The sequence below is a fragment of the Streptomyces sp. R818 genome (assembly GCF_056172735.1).
In genome coordinates, this window is the sequence record NZ_JAOCNE010000014.1 from 430,270 (window position 1) to 450,618 (window position 20,349).

The following is a 20,349-nucleotide window of genomic DNA, read 5'->3' on the forward strand; positions in this document are numbered from 1 at the left end:
ATTCGAAAGGGCCCGGCGTCGCTCGTTCAGGCCGCGACCCACACCGTCGTGATGTTGCAGAACTCCTTGATCCCGTGGCCCGCCAGCTCGCGCCCGTACCCGGAGCGCTTCGCGCCGCCGAAGGGCAGTGCCGGATGCGAGGCCGTCATTCCGTTGACGAAGACGCCGCCCGCCTGGCTGTCGCGGGCGAACCGCTCGATCTCGTCCTCGTCGCCGGTCCAGAGGTTGGAGCTGAGACCGAACGGCGTGTCGTTGGCGACGGCGATCGCCTCGTCCAGGTCCGCGACCCGGTACAGGGTGGCGACCGGGCCGAACGTCTCCTCGCGGTGGATGCGCATCTCGGGCGTGATGTCCGTGAGGACGGTCGGCTCGTAGAACCAGCCCCGGTCCGCCAGCTCCTTCGGCCGCTGCCCGCCGCACAGCACGGTCGCGCCGGACTCGACGGCCTCGTCGACCAGCTCCTCCAGGTCCTTGCGGCCCTGCTCGCTGGCGACCGGGCCGACGTCCGTCGACTCGTCGAGCGGATCGCCGACGGTCAGCTCCCGCATGCCCGCCACGAACGCGTCCCGGAACTCCTCGAAGACGTCCTCGTGCACGATGAACCGCTTCGCCGCGATGCACGACTGGCCGTTGTTCTGCACCCGGGCCGTCACCGCCGTCTTCGCCGCCTTGGCGATGTCCGCCGACGGCATGACCAGATACGGGTCGCTGCCGCCCAGCTCCAGGACCGTCTTCTTCACCTCGTCACCGGCGATCGAGGCGACGGAGCGGCCCGCGGGCTCGCTGCCCGTCAGCGTCGCGGCCGCCACGCGCTCGTCGCGCAGGATGCCCTCGATCTCGCCCGAGCCGACCAGGAGCGTCTGGAAGCAGCCCTCGGGGAATCCGGCCCGGCGGAACAGGTCCTCCAGGTAGAGGGCGGTCTGCGGGACGTTCGACGCGTGCTTGAGCAGGCCCACGTTCCCGGCCATCAGGGCGGGCGCCGCGAACCGGACGACCTGCCACAGCGGGAAGTTCCACGGCATCACCGCGAGCACGACGCCGAGCGGCCGGTAGCGCACGACCGCGCGGGACGCCCCCGAGTCCCGTACGTCGGACTCGGCGGGGTGCTCCTCGGCCAGCAGGTCCTGGGCGTTCTCCGCGTACCAGCGCATCGCCTTCGCGCACTTCGCCGCCTCGGCGCGGGCCGCCGCGATCGGCTTGCCCATCTCCGTGGTCATGACGCGCGCGATGTCCGGGGTGTCCGCGTCCAGCAGGTCGGCGGCCTGCTGGAGCATCCGCGCCCGGTCGAAGAACGTCGTCGTGCGGTACGAGTCGAACGTCCGGGCCGCCAGGGCCAGCTTCTGCTCGATGTCCTCGGAGGAGAGGGCGTCGTACGTCTTCAGCGTCTCGCCGTTCGCGGGATTGACCGTCGCGATGGGCATGGGGCGACCTCCTGAGCGGGTTTCTTCGACCTTCCCGCGCGGCGCGCGGGCGCGCAACGCGGAGTCCCCCGCGTACCCGGCCCCCTCGCTGTCAGACGTGCTCGGCGAGCCGGTCCAGGAACACCGCCTGCGCCTTCACGATCACCGCCCGCGCCGCGTCCAGGCCGAACCACGCCACCCGGTCCAGCTCAGGGAACTCGGCGATCCGGCCCGAACCGCGCGGCCATTCCATCGTGAACGTGCCCGGCACCATCTCCGCCGGGTCGAGATCGCCCTCCACCGCCCACACGGTGACGCGCTTCCCGCTCGACTGGACCGTCTCGCCGAGCGGCAGCGGCGTCCCGTCCGGCGCGGGCAGCCCCAGCTCCTCCTCGAACTCGCGCCGCGCCGCGTCCCAGGGCGCCTCGTCCGGCTCGTACTCGCCCTTCGGCACGCCCCACGCGCCCGCGTCCTTGCGCGCCCAGAACGGGCCGCCCATGTGCCCGAGCAGCACCTCGGGCCCGGCGGGCGCACGGCGGAAGAGGAGCAGGCCCGCGCTGCGTCTGGTGCGCTTCGTCCCGTCAGCCATACGCCGTGCGCCTCCCGTCAGCCATGAGCCGTGGTCCTCCCGCGGCCCTCACTCAGTCTCCGCGCAAGGACCGGACGACCGCGAGTACCCGGCGGTGGTGATCCTCCGGCACGGGCAGTCCGAGCGTGCCGAAGACCGCCGCGACGAGCTACTCGACGCTGTCCGCGAAGACGTGCGGGGAGTGGGCGATCGCCGCGTCCGAGCGGCCCTCGGCCATCAGGGTCAGCACTTCCCGCTCCCGCCGCCGGTCAGCGAGCCCAGCTCCCGCGTGCGCCGCCCCGCCCCGGCGAGCCGGCGTCACCACCTCCGGGTACGCGGTCTCCGCCCACGCGCGCCGCGTCAGCGGGGCCCGCGGGGCCGTGCCGACGCTCGGCCGCTCACGCGTCGCGGCGTTTTCAGCAGCGGTCGCGCGGCAGTACGCCGAGGGCCGTCGCGTCCGCCAGGTGCTGGCCGAGGCGCAGTTGCAGTGCGCCGGGCGGGCCCGGGCTCTCGGAGAGCAGGCTGAGTGAGCCGACCGTCCGGTCCGGGGTGCGCAGCGGCACCGCCACCACGCACGCGAAGCCGAGCGAGCGCGCCATCGCCGTGTACGAGGGCCAGTTGGCCCGCGCGTAGGGATGTGCCAGGGGCACGCCCCGGATGGGCTGCGCCGAGGCCCGGCAGTCCGCTCCGGGGCCCTCGCCCCAGGACAGCGAGGCGCGCTCCAGACGCAGCCCGCGGTTGTCGGAGGCGGCCAGCTCCACGCGGCCGGTCGGCGGTTTGAGCACGGCCGTCGCGGAGAGCACGTCGAGCAGCGAGATACAGCTTCCGACCAGGGCGTTCAGGGCTTGCGAGCCGCCTCGTACGGCGGCGTCCGCCACTTCGACGAATGCCGTCGCGAGCTGTTCGCTGTCCACCTGGTACGCCTCGTACGGCACGCCGCGCATGGCTGTTTCCCCCTTGGTCCTGCCCTTGGTCCGTCCGCCCCGCCAGCGGAAGTGCCGCCCGCCCGGCGCATGGCCGGACGGGCGGAACTTGCAGAAGGGGTATGCCCCCTGAATGGCGGAGCTGAACGGGAGCGGGCCGGGCGCGGGCCGGGCGCGGCGGTGTCACATGTGCGCGGCGCCGTCCGTCGCGGCCGACTTCGGGACTCCGGGGCGGTACAGCACGAGCGTCACCACGAAGCCGATGGCGAAGAAGAGCGCCGACCACCAGAACGCGGTCGAGTAGCTCTCCATCGACGCCTCGGCCTGCGTCAGCGGAGAGGGCTGCTTGCCCTTGAGGTAGTTGGTCGCGGCGCTGGTCGCGAGCGAGTTGAGCAGCGCCGTGCCGATCGAGCCGCCGACCTGCTGGCTGGTGTTGACCATCGCGGAGGCGACACCCGCGTCGTGCGTCTCGACCCCGGCCGTCGCGAGGTTCATCGCGGTGGCGAAGATCAGACCGAGGCCGATACCGGCGATGAGCAGCGGCGGCAGCACATGCGCCGCGTAGGTGCTGTGCAGGTCGAGCGCGGTCAGCCACGCCATGCCGCCGGCGGTCAGCGCCATGCCCAGCGGCACGATGGGTTTCGGACCCAGCATGGGCACCAGGTAGTTCGTCGTGACGACGGACGAGAACACCATGCACGCCACCATCGGCAGGAACGCCACACCGGTGATGACCGGCGAGTACGCGAGGATCTGCTGCAGGTAGTACGTGAGGAACAGGAACACGCCGAACATGCCCGCGCCCGAGAGGAACATCGCCAGGTACGACGCCCCGCGGTCCCGGTCGAGGACGACGCGCAGCGGAAGCAGCGGATGCGGCGCCCGCATCTCCCACCAGGTGAACGCGGCGAGCAGCAGGACGCCGATGACGAGGAAGCCCCAGGTCAGGAACGAGCTCCAGTGGTGCGACTCGGCGTTGGAGAACCCGTAGACGATGCAGAACAGGCCGACCGTGACGAGGGCCGTGCCGGGCACGTCCAGTTCGGGCCGGTCCTTGGGGCGGCCGCCGTGCAGGAGCCGCCAGCCGCCGGCGATGGCGACGGCCGCGAACAGCAGGTTCACGTACAGGCACCAGCGCCAGTCCAGGTACTCGGTCAGGATGCCGCCGAGCAGCAGGCCGACGGCGCCGCCCGCGCCCGCGATGGCGCCGTAGATGCCGAACGCCTTGGCGCGCTCGCGCGGGTCGGTGAACGTGGTGGTCAGCAGGGAAAGGGCGGCCGGTGCGAGCAGTGCGCCGAACAAGCCTTGCAGGGCGCGGGCGAAGACCAGGACCCCGAAGCTGGGCGCCGCGCCGCCGAGCGCCGAGGCCACGGCGAAGCCGATGAGGCCCGCGATGAACACGGTCTTGCGGCCCATGAGGTCGGCGATGCGCCCGCCGAGCAGCAGCAGGGAGCCGAACGCGAGCGCGTAGGCGGTGACGATCCACTGCCGGTTGCCGTCGCTGAAGCCGAGGTCCTTCTGCGCCGAGGGCAGCGCGATGTTCACGATCGTCGCGTCGAGGACGACCATCAGCTGCGCGATCCCGATGACGGCGAGGATCAGCCACCGGTGTTCGTGCGCGCCGCCGCCCGCGTACGGCGCCGTGCCGTCGCCGGGCGTGCCGCCTATGCCGGGATCGGACGATCCCGCCGACGCCCCGGTGGGCTCGGACGAGCGGTCCATGGTGGCCTCCAGAGATCCGGGTGCACCTGTGATCAACCCCGTCCACCACGCTAAGCGCCCTGCTCCGGGACGGCGACCGGGGGAGAACGGAGCCGTTCTCCCCCGGTCGCCGTCCGGCACGGCAGCGGCTCAGCCGAGCCGCTCGTCCACGGACGCGGTCTCCTCCTCGGCCGCGCGCGGGGCCGGGACCGTGGCCGCCGGGGCCGTCCTGGCGGCGCGCCCGCCGAACAGCTTCTGGGCCAGCGGCTCGGTGTAGCGGGCGGTGAGCGGGCCCAGGATCACCAGGATCAGGACGTACGCGGTGGCGAGCGGGCCGAGCCGCGGCTCGATCCCGGAGGTCACCGCGAGCCCCGCGATGACGATGGAGAACTCGCCGCGCGCGACGAGTGCCCCGCCGGCCCGCCAGCGGCCCTTGACGGAGATCCCGGCGCGGCGCGCCGCCCACCAGCCGGTGAAGATCTTCGTGCAGGCCGTGACGACCGCGAGGAGCAGCGCGGGAAGCAGTACCGGCGGGATGCTCGCCGGGTCGGTGTGGAGGCCGAAGAAGACGAAGAACACGGCGGCGAACAGGTCCCGCAGCGGCGAGAGCAGCGTGTGCGTGCCCTCGGCGACCTCGCCGGAGAGCGCGATGCCGACGAGGAACGCGCCGACGGCGGCCGAGACCTGGAGCTGCTGGGCGAGCCCCGCGACCAGGATCGTCAGACCGAGGACGACGAGGAGCAGCTTCTCCGGGTCGTCGCTCGACACGAACCGCGATATGTGCCGCCCGTAGCGCACGGCGACGAACAGGACGAGCCCGGCAGCGCCGAGGGCGATGGCGAGCGTGAGCCCGCCCGCCGCCCAGCCGACCCCGGCGAGCAGCGCGGTGATGATCGGCAGGTAGACCGCCATGGCCAGGTCCTCGAGGACCAGGATGCTCAGGATGACCGGTGTCTCGCGGTTGCCCAGACGCCCGAGGTCGCCGAGCACCTTGGCGATCACGCCGGACGACGAGATCCAGGTGACACCGGCGAGCACGACGGCCGCCACCGGGCCCCAGCCCATGAGGAGGGCCGCGGCGGCGCCGGGCAGGGCGTTGAACGTCATGTCGACGAGGCCCGCCGGGTACTGCGTCTTGAGGTTGCTGACGAGATCGCTGGCCGTGTACTCCAGGCCCAGCATGAGGAGCAGCAGGATCACGCCGATCTCGGCGCCGATCGCGACGAACTCCTCGCTCGCGCCGAGCGGCAGCAGCCCGCCCTCGCCGAACGCGAGGCCCGCGAGGAGGTAGAGCGGGATGGGGGAGAAGCTCAGCCGTCCGGCGAGGCGGCCGAGGAGGCCGAGCGCCAGGATGATCGCGCCGAACTCGATGAGGAAGACAGCGGAATGCATCCGATCACTCCCTGCCCAGGATCGCGGCGGCCGCCTCGACGCCCTCGCGCGTGCCGATCACGATGACCGTGTCACCGCCGGCGAGCCGGAAGTCCGGCGTCGGCGACGGGATCGCCTCGGTCCGGCGCAGCACGGCCACGATCGAGGTGCCCGTCTCGGTGCGCATGTGCGTCTCGCCGAGCAGCCGGCCGTTCCAGTGCGAGGTCGCCGGGATCTCGATGCGCTCGGCGACCAGGCCCAGGTCGGTGGTGTGCAGCAGGTTGGGGCTGTGGTGCGAGGGCATCAGCGCGTCGATGAGGTACGCGGCCTCGCCCGAGGTCAGTTTCAGCGACAGGGCGCAGGCGTCGGGGTCGTCCGCCTGGTACGCGCTGAGCGTGCGGCCCCCGTCCCGGTGCGCGACCACCGACAGCTGGCGTTGTTCCCGGGTGGTCAGGTCGTAGCGGAAACCGATTCCCGGCAACGGTGTCCTGCTCAGGCGTGAAGCGGGCACGTCTCTCCCCTTGTCCGTGCGTGTCCGGGCTGCGGTCCCGGCGAGTAATAGGTGGCGGCTGCATCTTTCGCGGCGACTGTCACCCTATACGGTCCATGATTTGGCAAAGAAAAAGTCAGGGGAGGGCAGGAGGAAAATCCGGGGGATCGCTAGTCGGAGACGGCCGGATGCGCCGCGAGCACCGTCTCCACCGTGTCGGCCTGCTCGGGTGTCTTGTCCTCGCGGTACCGGATCACCCGGGCGAACCGCAGCGTCACGCCCGCCGGATACCGCGTCGAGCGCTGCAGCCCGTCGTAGGCGATCTCCACGACCAGCTCGGGCCTGACCTTCACGACGATCCCGTCGTCCTCGACCGTCAGCTCGCCCAGGCGCTCGGTCTGCCAGGTGAGCAGCGCGTCCGTGAGCCCCTTGAACGTCTTGCCGAGCATCGCGAACGACCCGTCCTCGCGCCGCGCGCCCAGGTGCAGATTGGACAGCTTGCCCGTACGCCGTCCGTGGCCCCATTCGGCGCCGAGCACCACGAGGTCGAGCGTGTGCACGGGCTTGACCTTCAGCCAGGACGCGCCACGGCGCCCCGCGCTGTACGGGGCTTCGAGGCCCTTGAGGACGACGCCTTCGTGGCCCCGGTTCAGCGTCTCCGCGAAGAAGTCCTGCGCCGCCGTGCGCTGGGCGTCCTCGACCGTATCCTCGACGACCGTCCGCCGCACCCGCATCGGCTCCGGCACGACACGCGCCAGATGCTGGTGGCGCTGGGCGAACGGCAGGTCGAGCAGGTCGTGCCCGTCGACGTACAGCACGTCGAAGAAGACCGGCGAGACGGGCAGCGCCTTCGCGGCCCGCTCCACGTCCACCCGCGATCCGACCCGGCCGGCCACGTCCTGGAACGCGCGGGGCCGCCCGGCCTCGTCCACGGCGATGACCTCGCCGTCGAGGATGAGCCGCTCACCCCGCAACTCCCGTGCCGCCGCCACGACTTCGGGCAGCCGGTCGGTGATCTCGTCGAGCGTCCGCGTGAAGATCCGGACGTCGTCCCCGTCCCGGTGCACCTGGATGCGGATGCCGTCGAGCTTCTCCTCCACGGCGCACGCCCCCAGCTTGTCGAGCCCCTCCGCGACGGACCCCGCGGAGTGCGCCAGCATCGGCTGCACGGGCCCGCCCACGGTGAGCCGGAACTCCGCGAGCGCCTCCGGGCCCCCGGCGAGCAGCGCCTTCGCGACCGTCTGGAGCCCGCCCGCCAGCATCACCGCACGCCGTACGTCCCCGGGCGGGGAGCCGGTCGCCCGCGCGAGCCCCTCAAGGGCGACGGCGTCCAGGGCGCCCTGCCGTACCTCGCCGGTGACGAGCCCGAACAGGAACCGCTGCTCGTCCTCCGTGGCGGCGGCCATCAACTCACCGACCAGGCGCTTGCGTTCGGCCTGCGAACCGGCGCCGCTCACATCACCGAGCGTGGTCAGGGCCGCGTCGACGTCCTGCACGCTCAGGCGCGGCTCGGCCGACGGCTCCACCCGCTCACCGAGCACCCGCCAGCCCACGCCGAGCCGCCCCTGCGGGAGGCGGCCCGCCAGGTACGGAATGACGATCGGCACGTCGTCCGGGTCCGCGTCCCGGAACAGCTCGGCGAGCAGCTCGATCTTCTTCGAGCGCGCCGAGGTGGCGGCTACCTCCTGGGACACCTGTGCCAGCCGGGCAAAGAGCATGCAGCCATGGTGCAACGGCTCTCCGCGCGGCGCACCAGAGCCTCAGCGCTCGTCGCCCGGTTCCAGCGCGGGGGAGCCGACCCCGCAATGCGACCGGCACTGCGGCCGCGGCGCCTCGGCGGCCCGGTGGCGCACATGGCGCGGGCGCACGAAGAGGACCGCCACCACGGCCGCGAGCAGGAAAAGCAGCGCACAGCCGTACGCCGCCCGGTGGAACGAGACGTTCACGGCCGCGGGTCGCGTGTACGCCTCGCCCGAAAGACCCACGGCCAGCGGGAGCCCGGCGACGACCAGGAGCTGCGCGACCCGCGCCGCCGTGTTGTTCACCCCGCTCGCGAGCCCGGCACGGGACGGCTCCACCGACGCGAGGACGGTCGCCGTCAGCGGCGCCACGAACACACTCATCCCGAGCCCCAGGACCGCGACCGCGGGCAGCACATCGGCGACGTACGAGGAGCCGGGCCCGATCCGCAGCATGAGGAGCACCCCGGTCGCGGCGACGACGGGCCCGACGACGAGCGGCAGCGTCGGCCCGATCCGGTGGGCCAGGTCGGCGGCGCGGGCGGAGAACAGCAGCATCAGCACGGTCACCGGAAGCGTCGCCGTCCCGGCCCGGAGCGCGTCGTACCCGACCGTGACCTGCAGCTGGACCGGCAGCAGGAACAGGATTCCGCCGATCCCCGCGTACAGGCACAGCGTCATCCCGTTCGCCGCGCTGAACAGCCGCGAGGCGAACAGCGACGGCGGCAGCATCGGCGCGGCACGGCGCCGCTCCACGTACACGAAGACAGCACCGGCGACGACACCGAGGAGCGCGGGCAGCCCGGTGGAGAGCGGGGAGGCGCCGCCGGACGACGAGATCAGCGCGTAGCTGACCCCGGCCAGGCTGAGCGCGGCGAGCACGGCGCCGACCTGGTCGAAGGGGGTGTCGGCGGCGCCCGCGTCCCGGCTCTCGGGCACGTACCGGAGCGCGATCGCGAGCACGACGGCGGCGATCGGCACGTTGATGTAGAAGATCCACCGCCATCCGGGCCCGTCGATCAGCCACCCGCCCAGGAACGGCCCGAGTGCCCCCGCCACACCGGTGAGGGCGGACCACGCGCCGACGGCCCGCGCCTGGTCGTCGGAGTGGAACACCGACCGCACCAGCGCGAGCGACCCGGGCGTGAGCAGCGCCGCCCCGACCCCCAGCAAGGCCCGCGCCGCGATCAGCGTGCCCTCGTCCGGCGCGAACCCGCACAACGCCGACGCGCCCGCGAACCACGCCACGCCCAGCATCAGCGTGCGCCGCCGCCCCATCCGGTCGCCAAGCGCGCCGCCCCACAGGAGCAGCGCGGAGAGCGTGAGCATGTACGCGTTGACGACCCATTGCAGCGCGGACAGCGACGCCCCGAGGTCGCGCCCCATGCTCGGCAGCGCGATGTTGACGACCGTCCCGTCCAGCATCGCCATGCCGGACGCGAGCACCACGCACGCAAGGATCCACCGCCCGCGCGCCGACGCGAGCCGGACGTCCGGGGAGGCGGCTGCGGAGGGGCGTGTCGTCGCGGTCACCGGCTCATTGTCATGGACGCCGAGCGCGGACGCGAGGGCATGTCGCGCGAGGGCGGCGCGGTGCGGAAAAGCGCGTGCGGAAGTCCGGTCGGGCCGGGAAGAGTGCGGCCCCATGATGTTCTTCTGCTACCACCGCGACCGGCCCGACTCCCTCGCTCTGCGCCAGCAATTGGTGGAGGAGCACTGGTCCTACATGGACCAGTTCGAGCGGGAGCTGATCGCGCGCGGTCCGACCTTCGCCGAGGACGGGGAGACCCCGACCGGCAGCGTGCACATCGTCGACCTGCCGGACCCGGCGGCGGCCCGCGCGTTCGCCTTCGACGAGCCCACCTACCAGGCCGGTGTCTACCGGGACGTGCTGCTGCGCCGCTGGCACGACCTGCTCGGCCGCACGATGTGGGACTTCCCCGGCGGCCCCGTCGGCGAGGACCGCTACCTCGTGCTCGGCCTCGGCGCGGGCCGGGCGGCCGACCTCGACGTGCCGTCGGGCCCGCGCGCGGCCGAGCTGATCGCGTACGGCCCGCTGTACAGCGACGACGGCACGGCGTGGCTCGGTACGGCGGCCCTCCTCAGGGCGTCCGGCCCGGCCGAGGCGCGGACCGTGCTCACCGAGGGCCGGTACGCGACCGTCGAGGTGCACCCGTGGGAGTTCGGCGGCCGGCGCGACTGACGGCGCGACTGACGGCGCGATCGATGGAGCGGGGCGCGGCGCAGAGGGGACGGGTGACCGGCGGGCTCGGCCGGTTGCACGTAAATTCGAACATGCGATCTAATCCAGGTCATGCGGCACACGATCACCGACGACCTCGTACAGACACGCCAGGAATGGGCCGAGACCTACCGGCTCCTCGCCGAACAGCCCGGCCGCACCGTCCTGCGCCGCCGCCTGATACACCTCTCCCGCGCACTCGCGGAGGAGCGGCTGACCCCCGCCGAGAGAGCGGAGCTGCGCCTGCGGGCGCGGCAGGGCGGGGGTGCGTCGTGAAGGTTGCGGTGCACCGTCCGGCGCCGGGCGGCGGGCGCAGCGTCACGGTCGGGGACGTGCCCCTCGGGCTCGCGCACTCCGACGCGGACGTCATCGAGTTCCTGCGCCGGGCGGGCCTGGAGAACGCCGAGGACCTCGTGCTCGGCGACTCGCCCGCCATCGAGTGGCGCGGAGCGCCCGCCCACGAGTACGGGGCGATATGACCCGTGCCGTCAGGCGGTCGGCGCGGGCCCGGACGCCGGACGGCCGGGCATCCCCTCCGGCTGGGGGTGGACGAACGGGTCGCCCGCGGCCGGGGCGACCGTGACCGGGGAGGCGGCGAACGCCAGCGGCGCCACCGCGGCGAGCGCGGCGGCGACCGCCAGGGCGAAGGTCAGAACGTTCGTCTTGCGCATGCCCGGCTAACGAACACCCCGTCGGCCGGGCACGCACACGTGTGCCGCGGTGGGATCAGCGCGGCAGACGCGCCTCGACGGCCGCCACCAGTTCGGGGGCGTCGGGCTCGGTCTGGGGGGAGAAGCGGGCCACGGCGTTGCCGTCCTGGTCGACGAGGAACTTCTCGAAGTTCCAGCGGATGTCCCCGGTGTGCCCCTCGCCGTCCGCCACCTCCGTCAGCCTGGCGTACAGCGGGTGCCGCTCCGCCCCGTTGACGTCGACCTTCTCCGTCATCGGGAAGGTCACCCCGTACGTCGCCGAGCAGAACTCGGCGATCTCGTCGGCGGTGCCCGGCTCCTGGCCCATGAACTGGTTGCAGGGCACCCCGAGCACGGTGAAGCCGCGCTCCGCGTACCTCTCGTGCAGTCGCTCCAGACCCGCGTACTGCGGGGTGAGGCCGCACTTGGAGGCGACGTTGACGATGAGGACGGCCTTGCCCTTGTACTGGGCGAGGTCGGCGGGGCCGCCCTGGAGGCGGTCGATCTCTACTGCGTCGTAAACAGACATGGTCCGGAGCGTACGCCTGCGCCCGCCCGCCCCTGCCTGGCCCCGTCCGGCCCGCCGGGTCAGACCACGGCCAGCCGGTCCACGATCAGCTTCAGCCGCTCCTCGGTGAGCTCCGCGGGCAGCCTGCCGGACCGGGTCAAGGTCACCACGCCGTGCAGGGACGCCCAGAACACCTCGGTGAACAGGTCCGGGGCGATGCCCTCACCGGCGACCTCGCCGAGACATTCCAGGAGCGCGGCGAAGGCGTCCTTGAGGGGCTCCGGGGTCTCCTCCTGCGCGTAGGCGAGGCCGCCGTCGAGCTGGAAGATGGCGTCGTAGACCGCCGGGTTGCTCTCGGCGAAGTCGAGGTAGGCGCGGGCGAGGGCGTGCACGCGGGCCCGCGGGCCGTCCGCGGCGGAGGTCGCGGCCCGTACCGCCACGGCCATCTCGGTCGCGCCCTGCAGGGCCACGGCGCCGATGATCTCGCGTTTGCCGCGGAAGTGGCTGTAGAGGACGGGCTGGCTGTACTCGATGCGCTCGGCGAGCCGGCGGGTGGTGACCGCGTCCCAGCCCTGCCGCTCGGCGAGTTCGCGGGCGGTGGCCACGATGAGGCGCTCGCGTTCCGCCCGTTCGCGTTCCTTGCGTTCCTGTACCGGCATGACGGAATTCTAGCACTGCTAGACAATCGAGCGGCAATAGGTCTAGCGTTGCTTCAACAGCTAGCAGCGCTAGATTCAGAGCTTCGGAGGCCCGGGGTCCCGGAGTTCGGGGAGGGGTTGTCATGCTCAATTCGCTCGAGGTCGTCACCACCGTGATCGTCGGACTGATGGTGGGGGTGGAGTTCGCCGTCGCCTTCGTCCTGGGCCCCGTACTCAACGCACTTCCCGAGGACAGCGCCCAGCTCGGCCACGCCCACGGGGGCCGGATGCTCGGGACCGTCATGCCGTTCTGGTACATCGGCTCGCTCGTCCTCGCCGGCATCTGGGCCGGTACCGGGTGGCACCGGCCCGGCACGGGCCTCGTCGTCACCGCGGTCGGGCTGCTGCTCCTCAGCGTCGTCATGTCGGTCCTGCTGCTCGTCCCCATCAACAACCGGAACAGGACGTGGACCCCGGAGAACCGGCCCGCGGACTGGAAGCAGCAGCTGAACCGCTGGGAGCGCCTCCACTACGTCCGCGTCGCGGTCATCGTCGCCGCCTTCACCCTGCTCACCGTCGCGCTCTGAACCGATCGACCCAGAGGAGAAGGAACCATGTCGCTGAAGAAGATCGACACCGTCATGACCGTCGTCCTCGTCCTCTTCGTCCTCTGGTTCGGGACGCGGTACGTCCTGAGCCCGGAGACGATGGCGCCCAGCTTCGGACTGCCGAGCCCGCCCTCCGGCGACGGCGGGGGTTTCCTGATCGTCAAGGGGACGCGCGACGTCGTCATGGCGCTGGTCCTGGGCGTCCTGCTGATCTCGGGGCAGCGCACAGCGCTGAGCCGGGTGCTCCCGGTGATGGCCCTCGCCGCCTTCGGCGACATGGCCAACGTGCTGGCCCACCACGGGTCGGTGGCCACGGCGCTCGGCGTCCACGGCCTGACCGCGACGTGGATGGTGATCATCGGCCTGCTGCTGACGCGGGAGACGCGCACCGCGAGGACCGTCGCCGCGAAGGCCGTCCCGCGTCCCGCCGCCTGAGACGCGCGGGTCATGGGGACGGCCGGCGCAGTCGGCCCCGCGCCACCAGTTCCACCGTCGTCGCCACCGCGACCGCCTGTACGGCCATCAGTGCCACGAGGACGAACAGCTGGACCGCGCCCGCCATCACCGGGGACGCGCCGCCGAGGAGCATGCCGAGGAACGCGCCGGGCAGGGTGACCAGGCCGACCGTGCGGGTCTGGTCGAGGCCGGGCAGGAGGGCGTCGGAGGCGGCGGGGCGGGCGATCTCCAGGCGGGCGTCGTGCGGGAGGAGGCCGATGGCCAGGCACGCCTCCACCTCGCCGTGGCGCGCGGTGAGTTCGTCCAGGGCGCGGCGGCCCGCGAGGACGGTCGCGGTGAGCGCGCCGCCGATGAGGATGCCGGTGACGGGGATCAGCGCGATGCCGTCCGCCGGGAGGAGCCCCGAGACGACGAGCGCGCCGACGGCCGGGGCGACCGGCGCCGCGATCGGCAGCGCCGCCCACGCCCAGCTCCGGTCGGCGGTGACGCGCCGCCCCGCCGTCCACGCGGCCACGCAGAACATCAGCAGCACGAACGCGAGCAGCGCGGCCCCGTGCCTGACCACCCAGCCGATCACCAGGGAAACCGCGCCGAGCTGCACTGTCGCCCGTACGCCCGCCACCACCATGTCCCGCGCCCGCCGCCGGGAGGCGTCCGGGGAGAGCCGGAACACCGCGGCCGTCGCGGCGGCGAGCAGCAGCAGGGCGACGAGGAGGGCGGCGAGGGTGCCGTTGACGGGCAGGAGGGCGGCCTGCGCCACCGTGCGATCGGGCATCCGTGCAGCGTAGAACCCTCCGACCTGGGCACCGGTGCTGTTCCGCACCCACCGCATGAGCGACGATGGGTGCACAGAAGCAGCGCAAGGACGCAGCGTGGAGACGCGGCGCAAAGACGCGGCTTCGCAAGACGCCGCCGAGAGAAAGAAGGCTGACCGTCATGGCACAGCAGGTGCAGGGCGTGATCGCGCGATCCAAGGGCGCCCCCGTGGCGATCGAGACGATCACGGTGCCGGACCCGGGCCCGGGCGAGGCCGTCGTGAAGATCCAGGCGTGCGGTGTCTGCCACACCGACCTGCACTACCGGGACGGCGGCATCAACGACGACTTCCCGTTCCTGCTCGGGCACGAGGCCGCCGGTGTCGTGGAGTCCGTGGGGGAGGGGGTGACCGAGGTCGTCCCCGGTGACTTCGTCATCCTCAACTGGCGTGCGGTGTGCGGCGAGTGCCGGGCCTGTCGCCGCGGCCGCCCCGAGTACTGCTTCAACACGCACAACGCCAAGCAGCGGATGACCCTCTCCGACGGCACCGAGCTGACCCCCGCCCTCGGCATCGGCGCGTTCGCCGAGAAGACGCTCGTCGCCGCGGGCCAGTGCACGAAGGTCGACCCGGCCGCGTCGCCCGCCGCGGCCGGACTGCTCGGCTGCGGCGTGATGGCCGGGATCGGCGCCGCCATCAACACCGGCAACGTCACCCGGGGCGACTCGGTCGCCGTCATCGGCTGCGGCGGCGTCGGCAACGCCTCGGTGGTCGGCGCCCGCCTCGCCGGGGCCGGCACGATCATCGCCGTCGACATCGACGACAAGAAGCTGGAGACGGCCCGCGCGCTCGGCGCCACCCACACCGTCAACTCCCGCTCCACGGACGCCGTCGAGGCCGTACGCCAGCTGACCGGCGGCTTCGGCGCGGACGTCGTCATCGAGGCGGTCGGCCGCCCGGAGACGTACGAGCAGGCCTTCTACGCCCGCGACCTGGCGGGCACGGTCGTCCTCGTCGGTGTCCCGACCCCCGAGATGAAGATCGAGCTGCCGCTGCTCGACGTGTTCGGCCGCGGCGGCGCGCTCAAGTCGTCCTGGTACGGCGACTGCCTGCCGTCCCGCGACTTCCCGATGCTGATCGACCTGTACCTGCAGGGGCGGCTCGACCTCGACGCGTTCGTCACCGAGACCATCGCGCTTGCGGACGTGGAGAAGGCGTTCGAGCGGATGCACGAAGGTGACGTGCTGCGTTCGGTGGTGATGTTCTGATGGCCGCCTCCGACAGCCCCGCCTCCGACAGCCCCGCACGCGTCGAGCACCTCGTCACCTCGGGCACCTTCTCCCTCGACGGCGGCACCTGGGACGTCGACAACAACGTGTGGCTCGTCGGCGACGACTCCGAGGTGCTCGTCATCGACGCCGCGCACGACGCCGACGCCATCGCCGAAGCGGTCGGCGACCGGCAGCTCGTCGCGATCGTGTGCACCCATGCCCACGACGACCACATCGACGCCGCCCCGGCCCTCGCCGCGCGCACGGGCGCGCCGATCCTGCTGCACTCCGCCGACACGGAGCTGTGGAAGCGCACGCACCCGGACCGCGCGCCCGACGCCGAACTCACCGACGGGCAGAGCCTCTCCGTCGCGGGCGTCGAGCTGACCGTGCTGCACACCCCGGGCCACTGCCACGGCGCGGTCAGCCTGTACGCGCCCGGCCTGAACACCGTCTTCACCGGGGACACCCTCTTCCAGGGCGGCCCGGGGGCGACCGGGCGGACGTTCAGCGACTTCCCGACGATCATCGACTCGATCCGGGACCGGCTCCTCACCCTGCCCGCCGAGACCGTCGTACGCACCGGTCACGGCGACACCACGACGATCGGCGCGGAGGCCCCGCAGCTCGACGAGTGGATCAAGCGCGACCACTGAGCCGTACCCGGCCGGGCGCGGCGTCAGGACGGGGCGAAGACCGCCCGTACCGTCTTGCCGCCGCGCCGGTCGGGCCGCACGCTCCAGCGTTCGGCGAGCGCGTGGACGAGGGCGATGCCGCGCCCCGACTCGGCCGTCTCCGACGCGGGGCGCAGGCGCGGCAGGCCAGGGCCTTCGTCGCGCACCTCCACCACCAGCTCGCCCGCGTCCATGCGCAGGCTCATGCGGCAGCGCATCTCGGAGGCCCGGGTCGCGTTGGTGACGAGCTCCGACACGACGAGCTCGGCGTCGGCGGCCGTCTCCTCGGCGGAGCCCGCCAGGAACGAGCGGGTCAGACGCCGCGCCCAGCGGGCGGCGCCCGAGCCCTGCGGCATCAGGTACTCCACGCGTGCGGCACGCCGTCCGGCGCTCCGGAACGCACGCATGACGATCACTTCCTCTCCGTCTCCCTCGCGGGAACCTTCTCGGTCCTGCTGTGCCTGTTCTCCCCGTCGACACTGTCGACGCTGTCGACCCTGTCGCTGCCGTCGTCGCGCGCCGGGCGGTCCGCCAGCGCGTGGTACCCGTGCCCGATGCGCCGTCCGACCAGGACGTACGCGATCATCGCGCCCGCCGTGTTGAGGATGACGTCGTCCACGTCGAACGCGCGGCCCTGCACGAGCGCGCCCTGCGCCAGCTCGACGAGGACCATGACGATCGCGGTCAGCGCGAGCACCCGCAGCCAGCGCATCCGCCGCGCCACAAGGACCGGGAGCAACAGCCCGAAGGGCGCCCCGAGCAGGAGGTTGCCGCCGATCTGCTTGCACGCGGCCGCGAACGTGTACTGGTCCGCGTACTGCCGCAACGAGGCGCCGGGCCGCAGGTTGGACCCGGCGATGTCGGCGGATGCCGGGGAAGGGGTGAGGGTGAGCCGGGCGAGGACGGCGGAGAACGCGACGAGGGCGAGGAAGGCGACGAGCGCCACCACGACCCGCAGAAGCACCCGCCACCACTGTCCCGGACGCGACCGGTCCGTCTTCATCGTCTGTGCCGTCGCCGATGTCATGGACACCGGATGCCCCGGCGGAGCCGGACCACGCAGGGTGACGGCCCGTCAACTTCCCTCGGTGGGATGGGCGAGCGTGTCCAGGAACCGGTCGAGCGCCGGGGACGAGGCGCCGCCCGCGCAGCGCACCCGGTCGACCTGCGGTATCGACGCCTTGCCGAGGGTGCCGAGGCTTCCGAGGTGCGGTGCCCGGCTCTCCATGGCCTCGGTCAGCTGCAGCCGGCCGAGCGCCCGCTCGGCGGCGGTGCGGCGAACGTACTCGACGACCGTCACGCCCAGATGGTCCGCGTGGCCGCGCACGGCCTCGTACTCGTCGGGGGTGAAGAGCTCGCGCAGCGGCGCAGTTCCGTCCATGCGCGGCATGATGCCGCTCCGGATCGCGGAGCGGGGGCGGATGGCATATTCGCACCCGTTCGCGTGGACTCGACGTGTACCGGTGGCGGTGGGGTGGACCCCTGTCGTCGATCTCCGATAAGTTAGGCAAGGCTTACCTAATTGGTTGCCATGAGGCACGCCGCAGACATGAGCCACGTACCTGACTGGAGGTCGGGATGGGTGTCCGACAGATCGCCACCGCCGTGCCCACCACGGCGACCCGCGCACGCTCCGTGCTCGCCGCCGCCTGGACCTGCGGCGTCACCACCGACGTGGGGCAGGACGACCTCGTCGGCGCCCACCGCGTCGCCGAGGACGGCACCGTGTACCTCGCGCCGCCGCCGGACAGCGTGCTCGCCGCCGCGGTGCTCTGCGCACCGCACGGCCGGCCGAGCACGCTCGTCGAGTTCGCCGACGCGGCGCCCGTCCCCGTACGGGACCGGGTCCGCGCCCGCCTGTGGCTCTCGGGCGAACTCGTCCCCGAGGGGCCCGGGGGAGAAGAGATGGTGCTGCGCCTGGAGCGCGCCGTGCTGCAGACGCGCACCGAGCGCCAGGCCATCGACCTCGCCGAACTCGCGGCCGCCGCGCCCGATCCGCTGGCGCTCGCCGAACCGCGCCTGCTGACGCATCTCGCGGACGCCCACCCCGAGGCCGTGGAACAGCTCACCCGGCTCATCGCCGCCGACAGCCTGCACGGTGTCGTACGGGTCCAGCCGCTCGCCGTCGACCGGCACGGGCTCACGCTCCGCCTGGAGCGCGCCCGGGGCCAGGCCGACGTACGGATCCCGTTCCACAGTCCCGCCGACGACCTGACCGCGCTCACCGAGCGCATGCACTGCCTGCTGACGCAGGCTGTCAGCCGCCGGCGACGCTGACGCGCTCGCGATCGCGCTCGACGGCCGGTTCGGGCCGCTTCTTCGGCTCCACAGGCCGGAACGCCCACTCCATGCGCGGTTCGACGACGAACCGGAAGACGCGCCGCACCGGATTCGTGCACAGCACGGTGATGAGGGCGATGCCCGCCAGCGTCACGGCCACCTCGCCGAGCGGGGTGTGCAGCCAGTCGTGCTTGTACCAGCCGTCCCAGCGCGCGGTCTTGATGACGAAACCGTGCAGCAGGTACGCGTAGATGGTGCCGGCGCCCAGCGCCGTGAACCAGAACTTGCGCCCCGGCACCCAGGCCAGGAAGCAGGCGGTCAGCACGAGCGCGAGCACGAACAGGACGGGGGTGATCCACAGCCCGTCCCAGGCGGTCATTCCGTCGCGCCCGACGACGCTGCCCCGGTGGTAGAACCAGCCGGCGTCGAACCGCGGCGCCACCCAGTACGCCGCCACGACCGCGGCCAGGCCCACCGGCAGGGCCACGATCCGCATCCGCCAGGTCCGCACCCGCTCGAAGTGCTCCGGCTTGAGCATCAGGCCCACCACGAAGAACGGCAGGAACTGCAGCACGCGCTGGAGCGCCATGTCGCCGCCCGTGTCGGGGGACATCGACACCGCCGTCGCGATCACCAGGGAGACCAGTACCGGCTGACGGATCGCCAGCCACAGCGGCGTCGTGATCCGCCAGACGAACAGCGCCAGCAGGAACCACATCAGGTACCAGGGGTCGAGCAGGCTGAACGGGTACTTCCAGTCGTCCTGCACCACCTTGTAGAACAGGGTGTAGGCGAACTCGAAGACGACGTAGGGGACGACGACCCCGGTCACCAGTCGCTTTAGCCGCCGCGGCGACATGTCGAAACTTCGGGACATGTATCCCGACACCAGCGCGAACGCCGGCATGTGGAAGGCGTAGACGGTGAGATACAAAGCCGTCACCGCTCGGCTGCCGTACGTCAACGGTTCCCACGCGTGGCCACAGACCACGAGGACGATGGTCAGATATTTCACGTTGTCGAAGTACGACTCGCGTGCCTTGCCGCCACCGGATATTGCTTGCGCTGCTTGCCCTGCCATCGCGCTTCTGCGCCCCTCCTCGAACTCGACCCCGGGCACCCCCGTCTGCCCCTTGCAGACCGTTCCATGAGTTGAGCTGTGACACAAGCGCCGCCAGGTGACGGTCGTGACACAAGAGGAGGGGCGCGCGTGGATCGGCTCCCCGGAGCGGGATCAGACGGCGGTGTAGGCGCCGTCCACGAGGTGGTAGCTGCCCGCGATGAACGAGGCGCGGTCCGAGAGCAGGAAGGCGATCAACTCGGCGACCTCCTCGGACTGTCCGAGCCGGCCCGCCGGGTGCAGACCGACGAGACCGTCGTAGGCGGCCTTGTCCATCTCCTTCAGGAGTGGGGTCTCGATGAAGCCCGGCCCCACCGCGTTGACGCGGACGCCCTTCGACGCGTACTCCGCGCCCGCCGTCTTCGTCAGGCCGACCACACCGTGCTTGGCCGCGACGTACGCGGGGGAGCCCGCGAAGCCGACCGAGCCGAGGATCGAGGCGACGTTCACGATCGCACCGCCGCTCGCGGCCTCCATGACGGGCAGTTCGTGGCGCATCGAGTAGAAGACGCCGTCGAGGTTGGTGCGGATGACGCGGTCGTAGGTGTCGATGTCGTACGCGCCGGTCGGGGCGGAGGCACCGCCGATCCCCGCGTTGTTCACGGCCAGGTCGAGCCCGCCGAAGGTGTCGACCGTGAACCGGACGGCGGCCTCGACGGAAGCGGGGTCGGTCACGTCCACCGCGACGGCGGCGGCCTCGATGCCCTCGCCCTTCAGCGTCTCGGCGGCCTCCTTCGCGCCCTGCTCGTTGTAGTCGGCGATGACGACGGCGGCGCCGTCGCGGCCGAGGCGGCGGGCGGTGGCCAGGCCGATGCCGGAGGCGGCACCGGTGACGAGGGCGGTCTTCCCGGCGAACTCGCCGCCGGTGGTGCTGTTGCTGCTGCTGACGCTTGTGCTGGTGGTGCTCATGGTGCGTG

26 protein-coding genes are annotated in these 20,349 nt (G+C 72.3%); 8 read left to right on the top strand and 18 right to left on the bottom strand.

All coding sequences use genetic code 11. The annotated features are described in order from the left end of the window. Positions 1–26: 26 nt before the first annotated feature. The 9 genes from N5I75_RS33595 to N5I75_RS33635 all read right to left on the bottom strand — a co-directional run bounded on the left by N5I75_RS33595 (position 27) and on the right by N5I75_RS33635 (position 9,725). Positions 27–1,421 (bottom strand): NADP-dependent succinic semialdehyde dehydrogenase, encoded by a 1,395-nt coding sequence (locus tag N5I75_RS33595; RefSeq protein ID WP_476683916.1) that lies wholly within the window; start codon positions 1,419–1,421, stop codon positions 27–29. Between the two features lie 91 nt (positions 1,422–1,512). Further along, positions 1,513–1,989: an NUDIX hydrolase gene (locus tag N5I75_RS33600; RefSeq protein ID WP_476683917.1), complete on the bottom strand. Its 477-nt coding sequence runs from the start codon at positions 1,987–1,989 to the stop codon at positions 1,513–1,515. Between the two features lie 148 nt (positions 1,990–2,137). Further along, entirely contained in the window at positions 2,138–2,290 is a 153-nt protein-coding gene (locus N5I75_RS33605; protein ID WP_476683918.1) for a hypothetical protein, read from the bottom strand. A gap of 94 nt (positions 2,291–2,384) precedes the next feature. Beyond that, positions 2,385–2,912, bottom strand: a complete 528-nt coding sequence (locus N5I75_RS33610; protein WP_476683919.1) for a GAF domain-containing protein — start codon at positions 2,910–2,912, stop codon at positions 2,385–2,387. 162 nt (positions 2,913–3,074) lie between these two features. Further along, positions 3,075–4,613 (bottom strand): MFS transporter, encoded by a 1,539-nt coding sequence (locus N5I75_RS33615; RefSeq protein WP_476683920.1) that lies wholly within the window; start codon positions 4,611–4,613, stop codon positions 3,075–3,077. A 129-nt stretch (positions 4,614–4,742) separates the two neighbouring features. Then, the gene (locus N5I75_RS33620; RefSeq protein ID WP_476683921.1) at positions 4,743–5,984 is read right to left on the bottom strand and encodes a cation:proton antiporter; all 1,242 of its coding nucleotides are present in this window, start codon (positions 5,982–5,984) and stop codon (positions 4,743–4,745) included. A 4-nt stretch (positions 5,985–5,988) separates the two neighbouring features. Then, on the bottom strand, positions 5,989–6,474 hold the full coding sequence (locus tag N5I75_RS33625) for a cation:proton antiporter regulatory subunit (protein ID WP_476683922.1): 486 nt from the start codon (positions 6,472–6,474) through the stop codon (positions 5,989–5,991). Positions 6,475–6,623: 149 nt separating this feature from the next. Further along, the gene (locus N5I75_RS33630) at positions 6,624–8,171 is read right to left on the bottom strand and encodes an ATP-dependent DNA ligase (protein ID WP_476683923.1); all 1,548 of its coding nucleotides are present in this window, start codon (positions 8,169–8,171) and stop codon (positions 6,624–6,626) included. 42 nt (positions 8,172–8,213) lie between these two features. After that, positions 8,214–9,725: an MFS transporter gene (locus N5I75_RS33635; RefSeq protein WP_476683924.1), complete on the bottom strand. Its 1,512-nt coding sequence runs from the start codon at positions 9,723–9,725 to the stop codon at positions 8,214–8,216. A gap of 112 nt (positions 9,726–9,837) precedes the next feature. Between N5I75_RS33635 and N5I75_RS33640 the strand changes: the two genes are divergently transcribed. From N5I75_RS33640 to N5I75_RS33650, 3 genes are all read left to right on the top strand, one after another. Then, positions 9,838–10,395, top strand: a complete 558-nt coding sequence (locus tag N5I75_RS33640) for a YciI family protein (RefSeq protein ID WP_476683925.1) — start codon at positions 9,838–9,840, stop codon at positions 10,393–10,395. Positions 10,396–10,506: 111 nt separating this feature from the next. Further along, positions 10,507–10,710: a hypothetical protein gene (locus N5I75_RS33645; protein WP_476683926.1), complete on the top strand. Its 204-nt coding sequence runs from the start codon at positions 10,507–10,509 to the stop codon at positions 10,708–10,710. Then, entirely contained in the window at positions 10,707–10,913 is a 207-nt protein-coding gene (locus N5I75_RS33650; RefSeq protein WP_476683927.1) for a hypothetical protein, read from the top strand. The genes N5I75_RS33645 and N5I75_RS33650 overlap by 4 nt, the downstream gene beginning before the upstream one ends. 9 nt (positions 10,914–10,922) lie before the next feature. Here the strand turns inward: N5I75_RS33650 and N5I75_RS33655 are convergent, their stop codons facing one another. From N5I75_RS33655 to N5I75_RS33665, 3 genes are read right to left on the bottom strand one after another with little or no spacing between them, the layout of a single operon-like run. Next, on the bottom strand, positions 10,923–11,105 hold the full coding sequence (locus tag N5I75_RS33655) for a hypothetical protein (protein WP_476683928.1): 183 nt from the start codon (positions 11,103–11,105) through the stop codon (positions 10,923–10,925). 55 nt (positions 11,106–11,160) lie between these two features. Beyond that, positions 11,161–11,652 (bottom strand): glutathione peroxidase, encoded by a 492-nt coding sequence (locus tag N5I75_RS33660; RefSeq protein WP_476683929.1) that lies wholly within the window; start codon positions 11,650–11,652, stop codon positions 11,161–11,163. Between the two features lie 59 nt (positions 11,653–11,711). Then, the gene (locus tag N5I75_RS33665; protein WP_476683930.1) at positions 11,712–12,290 is read right to left on the bottom strand and encodes a TetR/AcrR family transcriptional regulator; all 579 of its coding nucleotides are present in this window, start codon (positions 12,288–12,290) and stop codon (positions 11,712–11,714) included. Positions 12,291–12,412: 122 nt separating this feature from the next. On the opposite strand from N5I75_RS33665, the gene N5I75_RS33670 reads away from it, so the two are divergent. Beyond that, positions 12,413–12,856: an anthrone oxygenase family protein gene (locus N5I75_RS33670; RefSeq protein WP_476683931.1), complete on the top strand. Its 444-nt coding sequence runs from the start codon at positions 12,413–12,415 to the stop codon at positions 12,854–12,856. Positions 12,857–12,883: 27 nt separating this feature from the next. Next, positions 12,884–13,312 carry a DUF4267 domain-containing protein gene (locus N5I75_RS33675; RefSeq protein ID WP_476683932.1) on the top strand — a complete coding sequence of 143 codons (429 nt, stop codon included), beginning with the start codon at positions 12,884–12,886 and terminating at the stop codon, positions 13,310–13,312. A 10-nt stretch (positions 13,313–13,322) separates the two neighbouring features. Here the strand turns inward: N5I75_RS33675 and N5I75_RS33680 are convergent, their stop codons facing one another. Next, a complete protein-coding gene (locus N5I75_RS33680; RefSeq protein ID WP_476683933.1) occupies positions 13,323–14,108 on the bottom strand; it encodes an ABC transporter permease in 786 nt (261 codons plus the stop codon). Between the two features lie 161 nt (positions 14,109–14,269). Here N5I75_RS33680 and N5I75_RS33685 point away from each other — a divergent pair, with 161 nt between their 5' ends. Together N5I75_RS33685 and N5I75_RS33690 are read left to right on the top strand one after the other, a co-directional pair. Then, positions 14,270–15,355, top strand: coding sequence for an S-(hydroxymethyl)mycothiol dehydrogenase (locus N5I75_RS33685; RefSeq protein WP_476683934.1), 1,086 nt, complete (start codon positions 14,270–14,272; stop codon positions 15,353–15,355). Beyond that, on the top strand, positions 15,355–16,014 hold the full coding sequence (locus tag N5I75_RS33690; protein ID WP_476683935.1) for an MBL fold metallo-hydrolase: 660 nt from the start codon (positions 15,355–15,357) through the stop codon (positions 16,012–16,014). The genes N5I75_RS33685 and N5I75_RS33690 overlap by 1 nt, the downstream gene beginning before the upstream one ends. A 23-nt stretch (positions 16,015–16,037) precedes the next feature. Here N5I75_RS33690 and N5I75_RS33695 read toward each other — a convergent pair whose 3' ends face one another. The 3 genes from N5I75_RS33695 to N5I75_RS33705 are packed head-to-tail and all read right to left on the bottom strand — an operon-like array spanning position 16,038 to position 17,413. After that, the gene (locus N5I75_RS33695) at positions 16,038–16,439 is read right to left on the bottom strand and encodes an ATP-binding protein (RefSeq protein WP_476683936.1); all 402 of its coding nucleotides are present in this window, start codon (positions 16,437–16,439) and stop codon (positions 16,038–16,040) included. 5 nt (positions 16,440–16,444) lie between these two features. Next, entirely contained in the window at positions 16,445–17,059 is a 615-nt protein-coding gene (locus tag N5I75_RS33700; RefSeq protein WP_476683937.1) for a VanZ family protein, read from the bottom strand. 48 nt (positions 17,060–17,107) lie between these two features. Beyond that, on the bottom strand, positions 17,108–17,413 hold the full coding sequence (locus N5I75_RS33705; protein ID WP_476683938.1) for a hypothetical protein: 306 nt from the start codon (positions 17,411–17,413) through the stop codon (positions 17,108–17,110). Positions 17,414–17,610: 197 nt separating this feature from the next. Between N5I75_RS33705 and N5I75_RS33710 the strand changes: the two genes are divergently transcribed. Continuing rightward, positions 17,611–18,309 (top strand): DUF2470 domain-containing protein, encoded by a 699-nt coding sequence (locus N5I75_RS33710; protein WP_476683939.1) that lies wholly within the window; start codon positions 17,611–17,613, stop codon positions 18,307–18,309. On the opposite strand, the gene N5I75_RS33715 is transcribed toward N5I75_RS33710, so the two are convergent. Beyond that, positions 18,290–19,393, bottom strand: coding sequence for an acyltransferase family protein (locus N5I75_RS33715; RefSeq protein ID WP_476683940.1), 1,104 nt, complete (start codon positions 19,391–19,393; stop codon positions 18,290–18,292). The two genes, N5I75_RS33710 and N5I75_RS33715, sit on opposite strands and share 20 nt — an antisense overlap. 153 nt (positions 19,394–19,546) lie before the next feature. After that, complete coding sequence (locus N5I75_RS33720) at positions 19,547–20,341, bottom strand: SDR family NAD(P)-dependent oxidoreductase (RefSeq protein ID WP_476683941.1); 795 nt, start codon at positions 20,339–20,341, stop codon at positions 19,547–19,549. Positions 20,342–20,349 lie beyond the last annotated feature (8 nt).